This window comes from Nocardioides sp. Soil774, from assembly GCF_001428125.1.
Lineage (GTDB): Bacteria > Actinomycetota > Actinomycetes > Propionibacteriales > Nocardioidaceae > Nocardioides.
Map to the genome: position 1 here is coordinate 207,638 of NZ_LMSM01000007.1, position 15,079 is coordinate 222,716.

General features: G+C 72.7%; 17 protein-coding genes. 6 read left to right on the plus strand and 11 right to left on the minus strand.

Translation table 11 applies throughout. The features are described from left to right. Window position 1 precedes the first annotated feature (1 nt). Entirely contained in the window at window positions 2–814 is an 813-nt protein-coding gene (locus ASG76_RS10765) for a fumarylacetoacetate hydrolase family protein (protein WP_056602632.1), read from the minus strand. Between the two features lie 53 nt (window positions 815–867). Then, window positions 868–2,229, minus strand: coding sequence for a pyridoxal phosphate-dependent decarboxylase family protein (locus tag ASG76_RS10770; protein ID WP_056602634.1), 1,362 nt, complete (start codon window positions 2,227–2,229; stop codon window positions 868–870). 74 nt (window positions 2,230–2,303) lie between these two features. Between ASG76_RS10770 and ASG76_RS10775 the strand changes: the two genes are divergently transcribed. Next, a complete protein-coding gene (locus ASG76_RS10775; RefSeq protein WP_056602636.1) occupies window positions 2,304–3,170 on the plus strand; it encodes a hypothetical protein in 867 nt (288 codons plus the stop codon). On the opposite strand, the gene ASG76_RS10780 is transcribed toward ASG76_RS10775, so the two are convergent. Next, entirely contained in the window at window positions 3,158–3,799 is a 642-nt protein-coding gene (locus ASG76_RS10780; protein ID WP_157559072.1) for a sulfotransferase family 2 domain-containing protein, read from the minus strand. The genes ASG76_RS10775 and ASG76_RS10780 overlap by 13 nt on opposite strands. A 54-nt stretch (window positions 3,800–3,853) precedes the next feature. Here ASG76_RS10780 and ASG76_RS10785 point away from each other — a divergent pair, with 54 nt between their 5' ends. Next, window positions 3,854–4,456 carry a pentapeptide repeat-containing protein gene (locus tag ASG76_RS10785; protein ID WP_235529527.1) on the plus strand — a complete coding sequence of 201 codons (603 nt, stop codon included), beginning with the start codon at window positions 3,854–3,856 and terminating at the stop codon, window positions 4,454–4,456. Here the strand turns inward: ASG76_RS10785 and ASG76_RS10790 are convergent. Further along, window positions 4,453–5,082 (minus strand): TetR/AcrR family transcriptional regulator, encoded by a 630-nt coding sequence (locus ASG76_RS10790; RefSeq protein WP_082587440.1) that lies wholly within the window; start codon window positions 5,080–5,082, stop codon window positions 4,453–4,455. The genes ASG76_RS10785 and ASG76_RS10790 overlap by 4 nt on opposite strands. Before the next feature lie 120 nt (window positions 5,083–5,202). On the opposite strand from ASG76_RS10790, the gene ASG76_RS10795 reads away from it, so the two are divergent. The 3 genes from ASG76_RS10795 to ASG76_RS10805 are packed head-to-tail and all read left to right on the plus strand — an operon-like array spanning window position 5,203 to window position 7,144. Next, window positions 5,203–5,814: a biotin transporter BioY gene (locus ASG76_RS10795; protein ID WP_082587441.1), complete on the plus strand. Its 612-nt coding sequence runs from the start codon at window positions 5,203–5,205 to the stop codon at window positions 5,812–5,814. A 14-nt stretch (window positions 5,815–5,828) separates the two neighbouring features. Continuing rightward, window positions 5,829–6,539, plus strand: a complete 711-nt coding sequence (locus ASG76_RS10800) for an energy-coupling factor ABC transporter ATP-binding protein (RefSeq protein ID WP_082587442.1) — start codon at window positions 5,829–5,831, stop codon at window positions 6,537–6,539. Next, window positions 6,536–7,144, plus strand: a complete 609-nt coding sequence (locus ASG76_RS10805) for an energy-coupling factor transporter transmembrane component T family protein (RefSeq protein WP_235529529.1) — start codon at window positions 6,536–6,538, stop codon at window positions 7,142–7,144. The genes ASG76_RS10800 and ASG76_RS10805 overlap by 4 nt, the downstream gene beginning before the upstream one ends. 61 nt (window positions 7,145–7,205) lie before the next feature. On the opposite strand, the gene ASG76_RS10810 is transcribed toward ASG76_RS10805, so the two are convergent. The 3 genes from ASG76_RS10810 to ASG76_RS10820 all read right to left on the minus strand — a co-directional run bounded on the left by ASG76_RS10810 (window position 7,206) and on the right by ASG76_RS10820 (window position 9,667). Next, window positions 7,206–7,589 (minus strand): VOC family protein, encoded by a 384-nt coding sequence (locus tag ASG76_RS10810; protein WP_056602640.1) that lies wholly within the window; start codon window positions 7,587–7,589, stop codon window positions 7,206–7,208. 9 nt (window positions 7,590–7,598) lie between these two features. After that, window positions 7,599–9,011 (minus strand): amidase, encoded by a 1,413-nt coding sequence (locus ASG76_RS10815; RefSeq protein ID WP_056602642.1) that lies wholly within the window; start codon window positions 9,009–9,011, stop codon window positions 7,599–7,601. 101 nt (window positions 9,012–9,112) lie between these two features. Then, complete coding sequence (locus ASG76_RS10820; RefSeq protein WP_056602644.1) at window positions 9,113–9,667, minus strand: NAD(P)H-dependent oxidoreductase; 555 nt, start codon at window positions 9,665–9,667, stop codon at window positions 9,113–9,115. 73 nt (window positions 9,668–9,740) lie between these two features. Between ASG76_RS10820 and ASG76_RS10825 the strand changes: the two genes are divergently transcribed. Further along, on the plus strand, window positions 9,741–10,334 hold the full coding sequence (locus ASG76_RS10825; RefSeq protein ID WP_056602646.1) for a TetR/AcrR family transcriptional regulator: 594 nt from the start codon (window positions 9,741–9,743) through the stop codon (window positions 10,332–10,334). A gap of 6 nt (window positions 10,335–10,340) precedes the next feature. Here the strand turns inward: ASG76_RS10825 and cimA are convergent, their stop codons facing one another. The 4 genes from cimA to ASG76_RS10845 all read right to left on the minus strand — a co-directional run bounded on the left by cimA (window position 10,341) and on the right by ASG76_RS10845 (window position 14,952). After that, window positions 10,341–11,921 carry a citramalate synthase gene (gene cimA, locus ASG76_RS10830; RefSeq protein WP_056602648.1) on the minus strand — a complete coding sequence of 527 codons (1,581 nt, stop codon included), beginning with the start codon at window positions 11,919–11,921 and terminating at the stop codon, window positions 10,341–10,343. A 203-nt stretch (window positions 11,922–12,124) separates the two neighbouring features. Further along, window positions 12,125–13,144: a zinc metalloprotease gene (locus ASG76_RS10835; protein ID WP_056602650.1), complete on the minus strand. Its 1,020-nt coding sequence runs from the start codon at window positions 13,142–13,144 to the stop codon at window positions 12,125–12,127. A 138-nt stretch (window positions 13,145–13,282) separates the two neighbouring features. Continuing rightward, window positions 13,283–13,768 (minus strand): hypothetical protein, encoded by a 486-nt coding sequence (locus tag ASG76_RS10840; protein WP_056602652.1) that lies wholly within the window; start codon window positions 13,766–13,768, stop codon window positions 13,283–13,285. 59 nt (window positions 13,769–13,827) lie between these two features. Further along, entirely contained in the window at window positions 13,828–14,952 is a 1,125-nt protein-coding gene (locus ASG76_RS10845; protein WP_056602654.1) for a glycosyltransferase family 4 protein, read from the minus strand. Window positions 14,953–15,079: the final 127 nt, after the last annotated feature.

Below are 15,079 nucleotides of genomic sequence, written 5' to 3' on the forward strand. Positions count from 1 at the left end.
GTCAGTTCCTCTTGGAGACGGGGTTGGTCAGGGCGCCGATGCCGGCGATGGAGATCTCGACCTCGTCACCGACCTGCATCGGGCCGACACCCTCGGGGGTGCCGGTGAGGATGACGTCACCGGGCAGCAGCGTCATCACGGAGGAGACGTGCGCGACCAGGGTAGGGACGTCGAAGATCATGTCGGCCGTCGTGCCGTCCTGGACGACGTCGCCGTTGAGGAAGGTCTGCACCTGGCGGCCGTCGGCGAACGCCTGCGGGTCGAGGTCGGTCTCGATCCACGGGCCCAGCGGGCAGAAGGAGTCGAAGCCCTTCGCACGGGTGAACTGCACGTCCGACTTCTGCAGGTCGCGCGCGGTGACGTCGTTGGCGATGGTGTAGCCGAAGATCACGTCGGTGGCCTGCTCGACCGGCACGTCGCGGCAGATGCGGCCGATGACGACGGCGAGCTCGCCCTCGTAGTGGAGGTCGGAGGTCTGCGGCGGGTAGAAGATCGGGTCGCCCGGTCCGACGACGGTCGTGTTGGGCTTGAGGAACATCAGGGGCTCGGCCGGCACCTCCCCACCCATCTCGGCGGCGTGCGCGGCGTAGTTCTTGCCGATGCCGACCACCTTGCTGCGCGGGATGATCGGCGCGAGGAGTCGTACGTCGCTCAGCGCGTGCTGCTCCTCGAGCACCTTGATGCCGACGTAGAGGGGGTCGCCGGCCAGGGCCACGACCACGGAGTCGTCGGCGGGCTGGCCGAACTGGTCGACCTCCCCGGTGACGACGCCGAAGCGGGGCTCCTCGCCCGTGGTGAACCGACAGATGCGCATGCGGCGAGGCTATCCAACTCCCCGGCGCGACAGGGCAGCCGGGAGCCCGCTGGCTACTGGCCGGCAGCCCGGTGCAGGGCCGCGAGGCTGGTCGCGACGTCGTCGACGGTCGTCGACCAGTTGCTCACGCTGACGCGCAGCACCGCCCGCCCGTGCCAGCGCGAGCCGGTCGTCCAGGCCGTGCCGTCGGCGAGCATCGCCTCGACCACCGCACGGGTGCGGTCGTCGTCGCCGAAGGTCGAGCAGACCTGGGTGAACACGACGTCGTTGAGCACGCTCGCGCCGTCGATGGCGGCGATGCCCTCGGCGAAGGCGGCGGCGTGCTCGCAGAACCCGTCGACGAGGTCGGCCACCCCGTCGCGGCCCAGCGCGCGCAGCACGGCCCAGACCGGGAAGGCGCGGCCGCGACGGCTGATCTCCGGCACCTTGTCGAACGGCTCCCCGGCCACGTCGTAGATGAGGTAGTCGCCGTGCATGCCCATCGCGGCACGCAGCGCGGCACTGTCCCGCACGATCGCCAGCCCGCAGTCGTAGGGGACGTTGAGCGTCTTGTGCGCGTCGCTGGCCCACGAGTCGGCGGCGTCGAAGCCGGCGACCAGGTGGCGCCGCGCCGGGGAGGCCGCGGCGAAGAGCCCGAAGGCGCCGTCGACGTGGACCCAGGCACCCGCGTCGTGGGCCGCCGCGATGGTGGCGTCGAACGGGTCGAAGGCGCCCGAGTGCACGTTGCCGGCCTGCAGGCACACGATCGTGGGGCGACCGTCGCCCGCATCGAGGGCGGCGGCCAGGGCGGCGGCCTCGACGCGCCCCTGGTCGTCGGCGGCGACCGCCTCCGGCGCACCAAGGCCGAGGTAGCGCAGCGCGAGGTCGACGGTGTCGTGCCGCTCGGCGCCGACCAGGACCCGTACGCCGGGTGAGCCGGCCAGACCGCGCTCGCTGACGTCCCACCCGGCGCGGCGCAGCACCTCGTCGCGGGCGGCGGCCAGGCAGGTGAAGTTGGCCATCGTGCCGCCGGTGACGAAGCCGACCGCGCTGCCCGCGGGCAGTCCGAGCAGGTCGAGCAGCCATCGCTCGGCCAGGTCCTCGACCGCGGAGTGGGCCGGCGTCAGCAGCCGCAGGCCGGAGTTCTGGTCCCACGCGCTGACCAGCCAGTCCGCGGCGAGCGCGGCCGGGTGGGTGCCGCCGATGACGAAGCCGAAGAAGCGTCCGCCGGGCATCGCGGTCAGTCCGGGCTCGCACGCGCTCACGAGCTCGTCGACGACGTCGACCGGGTCACGGGGTCCGTCCTGGAGCACCGGGTCCAGCCGCGCGGCCACCTCGCCGGCACCGATGCGCGGCGGCACGCGCCGCGTCGGGAGCGAGCCGAGCCACTCGCGGGCGTGCAGCTGGGCACGGTCGAGTCCGGCGGTGCGGTCCATGCCGTCAGTGTGCGCGCGCGCCGGGCGCGCGGTCGAGGGTCGGCCCTCACTGGTCTGGCCCTAGACTCGGACCAGTGAAGGTGCTGTCCGCGGCCGAGTGGCGTCCCCTCGCCGAGGCCCACGCCGCGCGCGTCGACGCACTCGTCGAGCCCCACCTCGCCCGCCGGTCCGAGCAGGTGAAGCACCCGGTGCACGACTTCCTCTTCACCTACTACTCCCACCGCCCCGCGCAGCTGCGCCGCTGGCACCCCGGCTTCGGCGTCGCGCTCGAGGACGCACCGGACCACGCCGCGCTCAAGGGCTACGAGGGCGCCCCGGCCTCCGTCACGGCGACGTACGTCGAGTCGCAGCGACCGTTGCTGACGCAGCTGCGCACGCTGCTGGCCGCCACCGCCGGGCGGGCGCCGCAGCTGGGCTGCTTCGGCCTGCACGAGTGGGCGATGGTGCACCGAGCCGTCGAGCACGGCACCCGTCACGACTGGCCGCTGCGCCTGGGGCCCGACGGCACCGACGCCGTCGTGGAGTCACACCGCATCGCGTGCTCGCACTTCGACGCGTTCCGCTTCTTCACCCCGACGTCGCGCCCGCTCAACACCCTCCAGCCCGCGCGGGACGACCGGCCGCGCTTCGAGCAGCCGGGGTGCCTCCATGCCGGGATGGACCTCTACAAGCACGCCTTCCGGCTCAGCCCGATGATCCCCAGCGACCTCGTCGCCGACTGCTTCGAGCTGGCCCGCGAGATCCGCGAGCTCGACATGCGTGCCTCGCCCTACGACCTCGCCGGCCTCGGCTTCGAGCCCGTCGCGATCGAGACCACGGCGGGCAAGGCGGCGTACGTCGAGGCGCAGCGCGGGTTCGCTGAGCGCGGCGCGCCGCTGCGGGCGCGGCTCCTCGCGGAGTGCGACCGCCTCCTGGCCGAGGGGCCGGCTCAGAACTCGTAGCCGAAGGCCTCGATGGTGTCGGCGAAGACCTCGGCCACGCGCTGCTTCGAGGCCGGCGTGTAGAGCTCGCGGTAGTGCCCGGCGGGGCGGGCGTTGCCCTTGGCGCGCGGGAGGTCGGGGCGACCGGGCAGGCCGAGGTGGTCCCAGACGTCCTGCAGCTCGGTGTCGAGGTTCTCGTAGAGCAGCACGCGGTCGAGCACCATCTGGCCGCGGATGCGGTAGAGCCGACGGTTGTTGGCCAGCTGCTCGATCCAGATCTCCTGCACGTAGGCCTCGAAGTCGGGCAGCTCGTCGCGGTCCTTGTACTTCCAGAAGTAGAGCGAGACTACCGCGTCCCACGGGTTGCGCTCGATCGCGAAGGTGAAGTAGTCGTCGAAGGTCTGCGCGCCGACCAGGTCGCGGGTGGCCTTGGCGCCCATGTGGTTGTAGGCCTTGCGCGAGAGCGGCGGCGACTGGAAGTTCTGCGGTGCCCGGCCGCCGGCGGCCTGGCGCAGCGCCTCGTCCTCCGGGCTGATCTCGGTGATGATGTCGTCGGGCCCGCACACCTTGGACAACGCGATCTCGACGCTCGTGCCCGCGGTCTTGCGGGTCTTGAGGAAGATGAAGCGGTGCTGGTGGGACGCGATCACGGGCATGACCCTATCCGTCGGGCCGTTCCTGGTCCCGCGGATACGGTGGCTGCCGTGACCGAGCCCCTGTCAGCCGCCGACCACCACTTCCGCGGCGACGACTGGTGGGGTGACGACCTCGGCGCCGCGCGCTTCACCGACTGCACGTTCACCGACGTCGACCTCTCCGAGGCGCGCACCACGGGGGCCACCTTCGAGCGCTGCACCTTCCACGGCGGCCGCTTCAACGCCTCGCACCACACCGCGACCGCGTTCGTCGGCTGCGACTTCCGGCGTACGTCGTTCTTCGACGCCACCCTCGACGGCTGCAAGCTGGTCGGCAGCACCTTCGCCGAGTGCACGATGCGCCCCCTCACGGTGACCGGTGGCTCGTGGCTGGGCGTGACGATCCGCGGCGCGAACCTCTCGCGCCTCGACCTGCGCGGGCTCGACCTGCGCGAGGCCGACCTGTCGCTGTCGGACCTCACCCTCGCCACGCTGGCCGGGGCCCGGCTCGACCGGGCAGCGCTGCAGGCCACGGTCCTCGACCGCGCCGACCTGCGGGGCGCGAGCCTCGACGGGGTCGACCTGTCGGCGGCGGTGCTGAGGAAGACGAAGCTCGACCTCGCCGGCGCGGTGCTGCTGGCCGAGCTGCACGGGGCGGACGTCGATCCCTAGGACTGGACGCCCGTCGTGGCCGCTCGACGTCCGGCATGCCGGGCGTCGAGCGGACCGTGGTCCGCTCGAGCGGGGCCAGGCACCCGCGCTCGCAGCCCGTCGATGACCAGGTCGAGGCCGAGGTCGAAGTCGGGGAGCGAGTCGAGCGAGCGCTCGACCGCGCCGAGGCTGACCGCCTGGCGCGCGGTCTGCTCCTCGAAGGCGTGCCCGAAGACGTAGTGCACGAGGGTGCGCGAGGCGACCGCGACGAGGTCGGGCGGCGCACCGGCGTCGGCCAGGACCTTCTCCAGCTCCGCGACCGGCGCGGCGGCGCCCAGGCCGAAGGCCCACACGGTGGCGACCACGTCGGCGCCGTCGGTGCACGCGAGCATCGCCCCACGCAGCTCCGAGCACACCTCGCGCAGCTGCTCGGACCAGTCGACTGCGGTGCGCGGGCGGGCGCCGCGCGCGAGGATCTCGTCGGCGACCGCGGCGAGCAGCGCCTGCTTGCTGGCGAAGTGGTGGTAGATCGCGCTGGGCTGCACGTCCAGCTCGGCGCCGAGGCGTCGCATGGTCAGGGCTGACAGGCCGTGGGTGTCGAGCAGCGTGACCGCGTGGGCGAGCACGTCGCTGCGCTTGTGGGCCACCGCACACCCTCCCGTCCCGTGGACCTCGTTGACGCCGATCTGGTGGCCACCCTAACCTGAACACCGTTCAGCCTGAACAGTGTTCAGGTTCCGCAGCCCCGCAGACCCGAGGAACGACCGATGACCGCCACCGCCCCCACCGATGCCGCCGACCAGGACGTCACCCACCCCTCGTCCTCCCCCGCCCGCGACATCGCCCTCGTCGCGGCCTTCGCCGCCCTCATCAGCGCCAGCGCCTACATCGGCGCGATCCCGGTCGGCAGCGCCGGCGTACCGATCACGCTGCAAACCCTGACGGTGATGGTCGCCGGCTGCATCCTCGGTCCGGTGCGCGGCTTCTCCGCGGTCACCCTCTACCTCGCGCTCGGCGCGGTCGGGCTGCCGGTCTTCGCCGAGCACTCGTCGGGCGTCGGCGTCTTCAGCGGCCCGAGCGGCGGCTACCTGCTCGCCTTCCCCGTCGCCGCGGCGGTCGGGGGCTTCCTGGTGAAGTACGTCGCCCGCGACCGGCGTACGAGCGCGCTGGTCGTCTTCTTCTGCTCGCTCGCCGCGAGCGTCTTCGTCATCCACACCTTCGGCATCACCGGGATGAAGCTCTTCTTCGACGTCTCGTGGCGCGAGGCGGCCACCTACGACATGCCCTTCTGGATCGGCGACCTGGTGAAGACCTCGCTCGTCGCGATGATCGCCGCCGAGGTGCACCGCGCCTTCCCGCAGCTGCTGCAGCGCGACTGAGGCCGCGGACTGACTTGACCTCAATTCAGTTCGAGGACACCGCCGTCCGGGTCCCCCTGCCCGGTCGCGGCCGACGCGAGATCCTCGCGCCCACGACGCTGCACCTCACCGAGCACCGCGTCGCCGTCATCGGCGCCAACGGGTCGGGCAAGTCGACGCTCGCGCGGACGGTCAACGGCCTGGTGCGGCCGTCGTCGGGACGGGTGACGGTCGACGGCAAGGACGTGGTGCGCGACGGAGCGGCCGTGCGCAGGATGGTGGGGTTCTGCTTCACCGACCCGGCCGCCCAGCTGGTGATGCCGACGTGCGTCGAGGACATCGAGCTGTCACTGCGCCGCACGATGAAGGACTCCTCGGCCCGCCGCGAGCGGGCGCTCGCCGTGCTCGCGGCCAACGGCCTGGAGCAGCACGCACACGACTCCGTGCACTCGCTCTCGGGGGGGCAGCGGCAGCTCCTGGCGCTGGCCGGTGTGCTCGCGCTCGAGCCGAGGGTGGTGGTGGCCGACGAGCCGACCACGCTGCTCGACCGCGCCAACACGCGACGCGTCGCCGACGCGCTGCTGGGCCTCGAGCAGCAGCTGGTGCTGGTGACCCACGACCTCGACCTGGCTGCCCGGTGCGACCGGGTGCTGGTGGTCGACTCGGCGCGGGTCGTGCACGACGGCACCCCCGAGGAGTCCATCGCCCACTACGTCCGCCTGGCCGACGCGGTGACTCCCGGGTGAGCGACCTCATGGCGGGTCTGCACCAGCCCGGCGACACGGTGCTGCACCGCCTGTCCGTCGGCGCGAAGGTGCTGGGCTTGGCGGCCCTGAGCCTCTCGATCGTCGTGGCGCGCGACGTCCGCGCCGCGGTGGTCTTCCTCCTCCTCACGCTCCTGCTCGCGGCGCTCGCCCGGGTCCCGCTGCGCTCGGTGTGGCGGGCCGCCCGCGGCGTGCTGCTGATCGCGGTCGTGGCGAGCGCGTTCCAGTGGTGGTGGTACGGCGCGGAGAAGGCTGTCGAGACCTTCCTCGACCTGCTCAGCCTGGGGCTGGCCGCGCTGTCCCTGACCGCCACGACGGCGGTCAACGACATGGTCGACGCACTCTCCCGCTGGGCCCGGCCGCTGCGGTTCGTCGGAGTCGACCCGGACCGCGTCGCCCTCACAGTCGCGCTGACCGTCGGCGCGCTGCCCGGCACGATCGCGATCGCCCGCGAGACCCGTGACGCGGCCCGGGCGCGAGGGCTCGACCGCAACCCGAGGGCGTACCTCTCCCCGTTCGTGATCCGCATCGTGGCCCGCGCCCACGAGTCCGGGGACGCACTGCACGCGCGCGGGATCGGCGACTGATCAACGCCGCGGGGCCACCTTCAGCATCCCCGGCACGCTCGTATGTCGGGGCGCGTTCCCATCAGAGCCGCTGGTTGAGGAACCAGCGGTGCCCGAAGGGGTCGCGGAACACCGCCAAGCGCCCGACGGGCGGGTTGTCCTCGGGTCCCCGGTCGAGAGCGACGCCGGCGCCGATCACGCGGTCGCACAGCGTGTCCACCCCGTCGACCTCGAGGTGGAGCGTGACCGCCGGGAACCGCGAGGGGTCGGGAGCTGCGACGCCGGCGGACTCGAACTCGTCCGACATCATCCAGCGCCCGCCGCCGAGCGACAGCTCGACGTGACCGATGCGGCCGTCGTCCATCACGATCGGGTCCACCACGACCTCGGCGCCGAGCACCTCGACGTACCAGTCGATCGCGGCGCGTGCGTCGGACACGCAGATGTACGGCGTCAGCTCACCCATGGCCTGACTTCACCAGCCGGGCGGGCGCCTGTCCACCCAGGCCTGACCAGCACCAGCCCGGGCCCCCTCGACCTGCGCGGCCACCGAGAGCAGCAGCTCCTCCTCGGCCGGACGGGCCGCGAGCATGACCCCGACCGGGAGGCCGTCGTCGGTCCAGTGCAGCGGCAGCGACACCGCCGGCATGCCGGTGACGTTCCAGGCGCTGGTCCACGGCGTGAAGGCCTTCTGGGCATCGAAGTCCCGCTGTGGGTCGGCGTCGTCGCGCAGCTCGCCGACCAGCGCCGGCGGCCGCGCGAGCGTGGGCGTGAGGACGACGTCGTACGCAGCCAGCGCGGCCAGCGCGCCGGCCGCGTGCTGCCGCAGCCGGCTGATGGCGAGCCCGAAGTCGGGGCCGCTGACGGCGTGGCCGCGGGCGCTGAGCCAGCGGGTCAGCGGACGGAGCCGGTCCTCCCGGCCGGGAGGGGCGGCGGAGAGGGCGGTGAGCACCGCCCAGCACGTCTCGAAGTCGGCGACCGCGTCGTGCGGGATCGGCACCGGCACGTCCTCGACGTCGTGGCCGAGGGACCCGAGCAGGCGCGACGCGTCCTCCCACGCGGTGACGCTCGAGGCGTCCACGTCGACGTCGGCGATCACGGGCGCGACGAAGCGCGCGACGCGCAGGCGCCCGGGCTCGCGGTCGCAGGCCGACAGGAACGACCCGGACGGCGCCGGCGCCCAGAACGGGTCGCCGACCCGGCGACCTGCGAGCACGTCGAGCAGCGCGGCGGCGTCGCGGACGGTGCGAGCGAGCGTGCCGGCCGTGGACAGCCCGACCGGGTCGCCGTACCTCGGGGCGGCGCTGATGCGTCCGCGCGACGGCTTGAGCCCGACCAGCCCGCAGCAGGAGGCCGGGATGCGGATCGACCCACCGCCGTCGGAGCCCGGTGCCACCGGGAGCAGACCCGCGGCGACCGCGGCCGCGGCACCGCCTGACGAGCCACCCGCCGTCCGGGTCGTGTCCCACGGCGTGACCGCGGGCGGGGCGACGTCGGGCTCGGTGTAGCACGGCGACCCGAACTCGGGCGTGCTGGTCTTCCCCAGGCTCGGCATCCCGGCCGCCTCGACGGTCAGGACGAGGTCGTCGGAGGCGTCGGGCACGAAGTCGTCGTACGCCGCGGAGCCGAAGGTGGTGCGGACCCCGGCGGTGGGGTGGAGGTCCTTGATGCCAGTAGGGACGCCCCAGAGCGGACCGGCGTCCGTGGGGCGTCCCTGCTGGGTGAGTCGGCGTGCGTGCTCGCGCGCGAGGTCGTGGGTGGTCGTGATGAACGCTCCCACCACGTCCGCGCGGGCGGCGTAGTGCTCGACCAGCTCGAGCGGCGACACGTCACCGCGGCGTACGGCGTCGCCCTGCTCGAGCGCGGTCAGGTCGTGGATCTGCGGCACACCGCCGACCGTAGCCGCCCCCGAAGTCCCCGGATATCCGGGGACTCTCCCGCTTTGCACCCCAGATCTCGGCCGACAACCGGGAGACTTGGGTGCAAAGCTCAGGCAGCGGCGTCGACCTCGTGGGCGACGAGGCTGTCGAGCGCGCCGAGGAAGCGCTGCACGGCCGCCTCGTCCTCCAGCGGGTCGCCGTCGAGCGCGGGCTCGTCGACGACGATGCCCTCGACCACGACCGCACCGGCGATGGTGGCGGAGTGGCGGGCGTGCTCGTGCGACCACTTGCCGCCGTACGGCGTCGGCGTGGCGCCGATGGCCGCGAACGGCTTGCCGACGATGGCGCCCTGGCCGTAGGGCCGCGAGAGCCAGTCGATGGCGTTGTTGAGCACGGCCGGCATGGTGCCGTTGTACTCCGGGGTGACGGCGAGGACGCGGTCGGCGGCGGCGACCGACTCGCGCAGCGCAACGGCGCTGGCGGGGGCGGTCTCCCCGTCGAGCTCCTCGTTGTAGAACGGGACGGCGTCGAGGCCCTCGAGGACGTCGACGCTGACGCCGGCGGGGGCGTGGTCGCGCAGGTGCTCGGCGATGCGGCGGTTGAGGCTGCCGGTGCGGGTGGAGCCGAGGAGCACGGCGACGCGGGTCTGCTTGTCAGAGGTCATGCGAGGCTAAACGGACCACGGTCCGCTTCTATTCCGGTGTCCGCCGACTTTCTCCGCGCCTAGGCTGCGACTCGTGACGCACCCCCTGCTCCCGATGGCGGGCGAGCCCGCGCCGGAGCGGGCTGACGCCGCGCGCAACCGCGAGGCCATCCTCGCAGCGGCGCTGCACCTGGTGCGGACGCGGGGGGTCGGCTGCGTGACCATGGACACGGTCGCCGCCGAGGCGGGGGTGGGCAAGGGCACGCTCTTCCGGCGCTTCGAGAGCCGTGAGGGCCTGATGGCCGCGGTGCTCAACGAGTCGGAGACCGCGTGGCAGGCGAGCGTGATCTCCGGTCCCCCGCCGCTCGGTCCCGGGGCGCCGCCGCTCGAGCGGCTGCTGGCCTTCGGGCACTCGCGGTTGCGCACCAACGTCACCCACGCGGCGCTGATCAAGGCCGCGACCGGCACGAGCGCGGCCCGCTCGCGCGCCGCGGCGTCCTTCGCGGTGATGCACGTGCGGCACCTGCTCGGCGAGCTCGGTGTCGGCGGCGACCTGCTCCTGCTCGCGATCGCCGTGCTCGCGCCGCTCGACGTCGTGGTGGTCGAGCAGCAGCAGGCCGACGACATCTCGCTCGAGCGGATCGAGGCGGGGTGGGACGACCTGGTGCGCCGGGTGGTCGGCGGCTAGGACCTCCTAGCGGTGCTGGCGCCTGAGGCCGAAGGTCAGGCCGTCGACGAGCGCGCCCCACGACGCCTCGATGACGTTGGCGCCGACCCCGACCGTCACCCATGACGACTCGCCGTCGCTGGTCTCGATGAGGACGCGCGTGATCGCGTCGGTGCCGTGGCCCTGGTCGAGGATGCGCACCTTGTAGTCGATCAGCTCGAACTTCGCGACCTCCGGGAAGGCCTGCCCGATCGCCTCGCGCAGCGCCGCGTCGAGGGCGTTGACCGGGCCGTTGCCCTCGCCGGTGACGACGTACCGGACCCCCTCCGCGCGCAGCTTCACCGTCGCCTCGGAGACGGCCTCGCCGTCGGTGCGGGTCTCGGTGATCACCCGCCAGGACTCGACGTCGACGTAGGACGGGCGCGTGCCCTCGACCTCCTCGGCGAGCAGCAGCTCGAAGGAGGCATCGGCGGCCTCGAAGGTGTGGCCGCGCTGCTCCATCTCCTTGACCCGGTCGGTCACCCGGGTGACGAGCGCGCGATCTTCGGAGAGGTCGTAGCCGAGCTCCTTGCCCTTGAGCTCGATGGAGGCGCGACCTGCCATGTCGGAGACCAGCAGGCGCATGTCGTTGCCGACGACCAGCGGGTCGAGGTGCTGGTAGAGGTTGGGGTCGACCTTGATCGCGCTCGCGTGCAGCCCGGCCTTGTGCGCGAACGCCGACGTGCCGACGTAGGGCTGGCGCGAGGCCGGCGGCACGTTGGTGACCTCGGCGACCGCGTGCGCGATGCGGGTCGACTCGCGCAGCAGGCCCTCGGGCAGGACGTGGCGGTCCAGCTTGAGCTCGAGGTTGGCCACCACCGTGACCAGGTCGGCGTTGCCGGTGCGCTCGCCGTAGCCGTTGATGCAGCCCTGCACGTGCGTCGCGCCGGCGGCGACCGCAGCCAGCGAGTTCGCCACGGCGCAGCCGCTGTCGTTGTGGGCGTGGATGCCGACGCGCGCACCGGTGGTCTCGATGACGTCGAGCACGACGTCGGAGACCCAGTCGGGCAGCATGCCGCCGTTGGTGTCGCACAGCGCGACCACCTCCGCGCCGGCCTCGGCCGCGGTGCGCAGCACCTCCAGGGCGTACGCTCGGTTGCCGCGGTAGCCGTCGAAGAAGTGCTCGGCGTCGAGGAACACGGTCTGGCCCTCCTCGCGCAGGTGGGTGACGGTGTCGCGCACCATCGCGAGGTTCTCCTCCAGGGTGGTGCGAAGCGCGAGCTCGACGTGGCGGTCGTGCGACTTGGCGACCAGCGTCACCACACCGGCCCCGGAGTCGCGGAGTGCGGCGACCAGCGGGTCGTCAGCAGCGCGTACGCCGGCGCGGCGGGTGGCGCCGAACGCCGCGAGCCGGGCGTGGCGCAGGTCCAGCTCGGCAGCCGCGCGGCGGAAGAACTCGGTGTCCTTGGGGTTGGCGCCGGGCCAGCCGCCCTCGATGAAGCCGACGCCGAGACCGTCGAGCTGCCGCGCGATGGCCAGCTTGTCGGCGACCGAGAGGTTGAGGCCCTCCTGCTGGGCGCCGTCGCGCAGGGTGGTGTCGTAGACGTGGAAGGCGCCGTGCAGGTCCATCGGAGGTCTCTCGGTCGGGGGGTGCGGATATGAAAAAACCTCCTGGGGTGCAGGAGGTCGGCGCGGCGGGAGTCCCGTCGCGCTAGGCAATGATGATCGTGCTGGTCACGTCAGAGATGGTGCCACCGCTGCGCCGCTGTCGAGACGGGCGTCTCGCGATGCGGTCCTGACGATCGTCGCCAGGACCGCACCGCGACGACTGCTCACCCGAGGTCGCGGTACTCCGTCCAGGCGACCTGCATGCGGGCGGCCTGTCCGGCGGTGAACTCGGTCATGCAGGAGTCGTAGGTGTAGTCCATGAAGTTGTGGATCGGGTCCACCCCGTCGCCCTCGCAGGTGTCGCGGTCGACCGGGCACTGGAAGGCCGGCGAGGCCTCGGGCGCGGTGTCGTCGACGCTGTCGCCCGGCTCGGAGCAGCCGCCGTCGAAGGTGTGGAAGAGCTCGAGCCAGTGGCCGATCTCGTGGGTGGCGGTGTCACCTTCGCCGTAGTTGGCGTAGACGGCCGTGTCACCGGTGTCGCCCTCGACGCTCGGCAGGCTGCGGTAGTCGAGGACCACACCGTCGAGGTAGCGCGGCAGCGGGTCGCCGAAGGTCGCGGCGTCGGTGAAGTCGGAGGGGAAGTAGGCCCAGCCGAGCAGCGACTGCGCGAGGGAGGCGCTGTAGATGTTGAGCGTCTCCGGGGTGCTGTCGCCGTAGAAGTACTTCTTCATCTTCACCTCCTTGCCGCTGCCGCGGTAGAAGCGCGGCAGCCCGCCGTTGGAGGACACCAGGTTGAACCACTCCGGCTGGTAGGTCCGGTCGACCTCCTCGAGCACGAAGGAGAAGCCGGTGTCGGCGTAGGCCTCGTTGAGCACGTCGATCTGCGCGTCGATGCGCGCGTCGGAGAGCCAGCCGCCGCCCTTGCCCTTGTCCTTGTAGACGACGTTGAAGCGCACCGGGATGGTGGCGGGGACCGCAGCCGCACGCGAGGTGGAGCCGACCCGGCCCGCGGCGGCCTTGATCGCCTTCGCGAGCGGGTCCTGGTGCACCACGTGCAGGTCGTCGCGCGGGATGGCTCCGGCGGGGGCCTGCGCCAGGCCGGCGTAGTCGATGCAGTCGGTGCCCCTGTCCGGCGCGGGTGCACCGAACGACGGGGTGGTCATGGACATGCCCGTCCCCAGGGCCAGGGTCGTGGCTGCCACGCCGAGGCGGGCGGCGAAGGAGGTGGTGCCGGTGCGGATCATCGTGTCCCCTCACAGGTCGGTTGGGTGGACCGTAAGCCAGCACGGGGACGCAGGAGAAGCGCCTTGAGGCGAACTCCGGTCAGGCTGCTGGAAGCAGGGCTGCTCGTCCGGGCCCGAGGTCCGGCACGTGGACGCGAGTCACGAGCCGTCGGGCACCGGGAGACGGGCAAGTGCGGCCAGTCGCCTGTCCTCGGCGTGAATCACGCGCTCGGCCACCTGTCGTGCGGAAGAGCTGGCCCCGGTGACCAGCTCCGCGCGCGCTGACGCGATGGACGCGTGCGCGTGGGCGGTCAGGTGGTCGACGAACGCCCTGTGCAGGGCGGCACCGCGCAGCCCGGCCAGTGCGTCGGCGGTCCCCAGTGGCAGCACCTCGACGCCGGGCGAGCGCCAGAGGCCCAGGCACGCGGAGATCGCGGCGAGCTGCCGCACCTGCTCGGCGCGGGTGCTCTGGGCCAGGGCACGCAGTCCGCTGCTGGCCCCGTGGGTGACGGCCGCGCTGCAGGCCGTGAGCACAGGTCCCAGCGCGGCGTGTGCCTGCTCGAGGTAGAGGAGGTCGGCCTCGTTGCCGTCGGGCCGGGACGGCGCTGCGGCGAGGTGGTCGACGGTCTGCTGCGATCCGGTCATGGTGCTCGTCCCTGCTGGAGTTGGGTGGTCGTGCCGGTGGTGGTGCCGACGCTGGTGCGTCAGACGCCGATGATGCGGTCGTCGTCGCTCGAGAGCTCGCGCGGCGGGGTCACCGCTGGCAGCTCGGCCAGGGCCTCGAGGTCCCGGATGACGGCCCACGGCGTGGGCGGAGGCGGTGAGCCAAGGACCCGGAGCAGTCCGTCGACCGACGCGGCGACGGTGAAGGCCCGCCCAGCCCGTCGGCGTACGGACTCCGGCACGGGGCCCAGCGTGCGAGCGGCGAGGACCCCCTGCGCGAGCGCCTCGGCGTCGTCGGCGGCCACGAGCAGCAGCGCGCCGCAGTCGGTCTCGGGCAGGCCGCCGTCGTCCGAGGCGACGACCCGGCACCCGGCGTGCTGCGCCTCGATCGACAAGATGCCGAAGGTCTCGTGCCAGTACTGGCCGTTGGACGGCATCACCACGACGTCGTGCTCCACCAGCAGCGCCGCCATCGCCTCCGGCGTGCGCCTGGCAGCGACCACCTCGATGCCCGGGTGGGTGCGGAGCATGCGCTCGATGATCGCGCCCTGCGGCTTGTCCGAGCCGGCGGAGGTGACGGTGACGCTGACGTGGTCGTCGTCGAACAGGTCGGTGTGGAGCATCGAGAGCAGGGTGTAGATCCCCTTCTCGGGGGTCAGTCGCCCGGCGTAGAGCACGCGGGTCGTCCCGTCCGGCGCCGGCGGGCGAGGACGGGTGGCGAACGTCGGCTCGGCGAACGGGTAGACGACCTGGACGGTCTCGAGGCTGACGTCGAGGAAGTCCGACCAGAGTGCCGCGGCGAACCTGCTGGTCGCCATGAGGGTGCGGTTGCGGGTGCCGGCCACGACGGCGCGCTGGTGGTGGTCGCGCAGCGGCGGAGGCACGTGGAGGATCTGGAAGGCCGGGCGCATCGTGGCGACCGGGGGCGCCTCGCTGACGAAGACGAGGGTGTCGTCGAGCCTGCTGAGGTCCTCGAGCGCCGCGACCGAGTGGAACGGCACGTCGTCGAAGTCGTCGCGTCCGTCGGCCTCACCGAGGCCCACCGTCACGACCCGGGCGTCGATGCCGCGGCGGTTGAGCTCGCGCACCTGCCCGACGGTGAAGTTCTCCGACCCGCCGGTGCCGGCGGGAAGCTCCTCGCCCGGCGACCAGGCGAAGGAGATCACCGTGTGCCCGGGGCGTACGCGTGTCGTCGGCGGAAAGGGGATGGTTCCGTGCTGAGCCGCGAGATCATCTCGCACCACCTGACGTGGCTGCGACGTGAGTGCCGAGTGCCCCGGGAGCCGGAGCGTG

What these genes read in the sequence shown, in the direction of transcription:
- ASG76_RS10765 (WP_056602632.1), bottom strand. Translation starts at nt 814, where the DNA reads ATGCGCATCTGTCGGTTCACCACGGGCGAGGAGCCCCGCTTCGGCGTC.
- ASG76_RS10770 (WP_056602634.1), bottom strand. Translation starts at nt 2,229, where the DNA reads ATGGACCGCACCGCCGGACTCGACCGTGCCCAGCTGCACGCCCGCGAG.
- ASG76_RS10795 (WP_082587441.1), top strand. Translation starts at nt 5,203, where the DNA reads ATGACCGCCACCGCCCCCACCGATGCCGCCGACCAGGACGTCACCCAC.
- ASG76_RS10810 (WP_056602640.1), bottom strand. Translation starts at nt 7,589, where the DNA reads ATGGGTGAGCTGACGCCGTACATCTGCGTGTCCGACGCACGCGCCGCG.
- ASG76_RS10820 (WP_056602644.1), bottom strand. Translation starts at nt 9,667, where the DNA reads ATGACCTCTGACAAGCAGACCCGCGTCGCCGTGCTCCTCGGCTCCACC.
- cimA (WP_056602648.1), bottom strand. Translation starts at nt 11,921, where the DNA reads ATGGACCTGCACGGCGCCTTCCACGTCTACGACACCACCCTGCGCGAC.
- ASG76_RS10835 (WP_056602650.1), bottom strand. Translation starts at nt 13,144, where the DNA reads ATGATCCGCACCGGCACCACCTCCTTCGCCGCCCGCCTCGGCGTGGCA.
- ASG76_RS10840 (WP_056602652.1), bottom strand. Translation starts at nt 13,768, where the DNA reads ATGACCGGATCGCAGCAGACCGTCGACCACCTCGCCGCAGCGCCGTCC.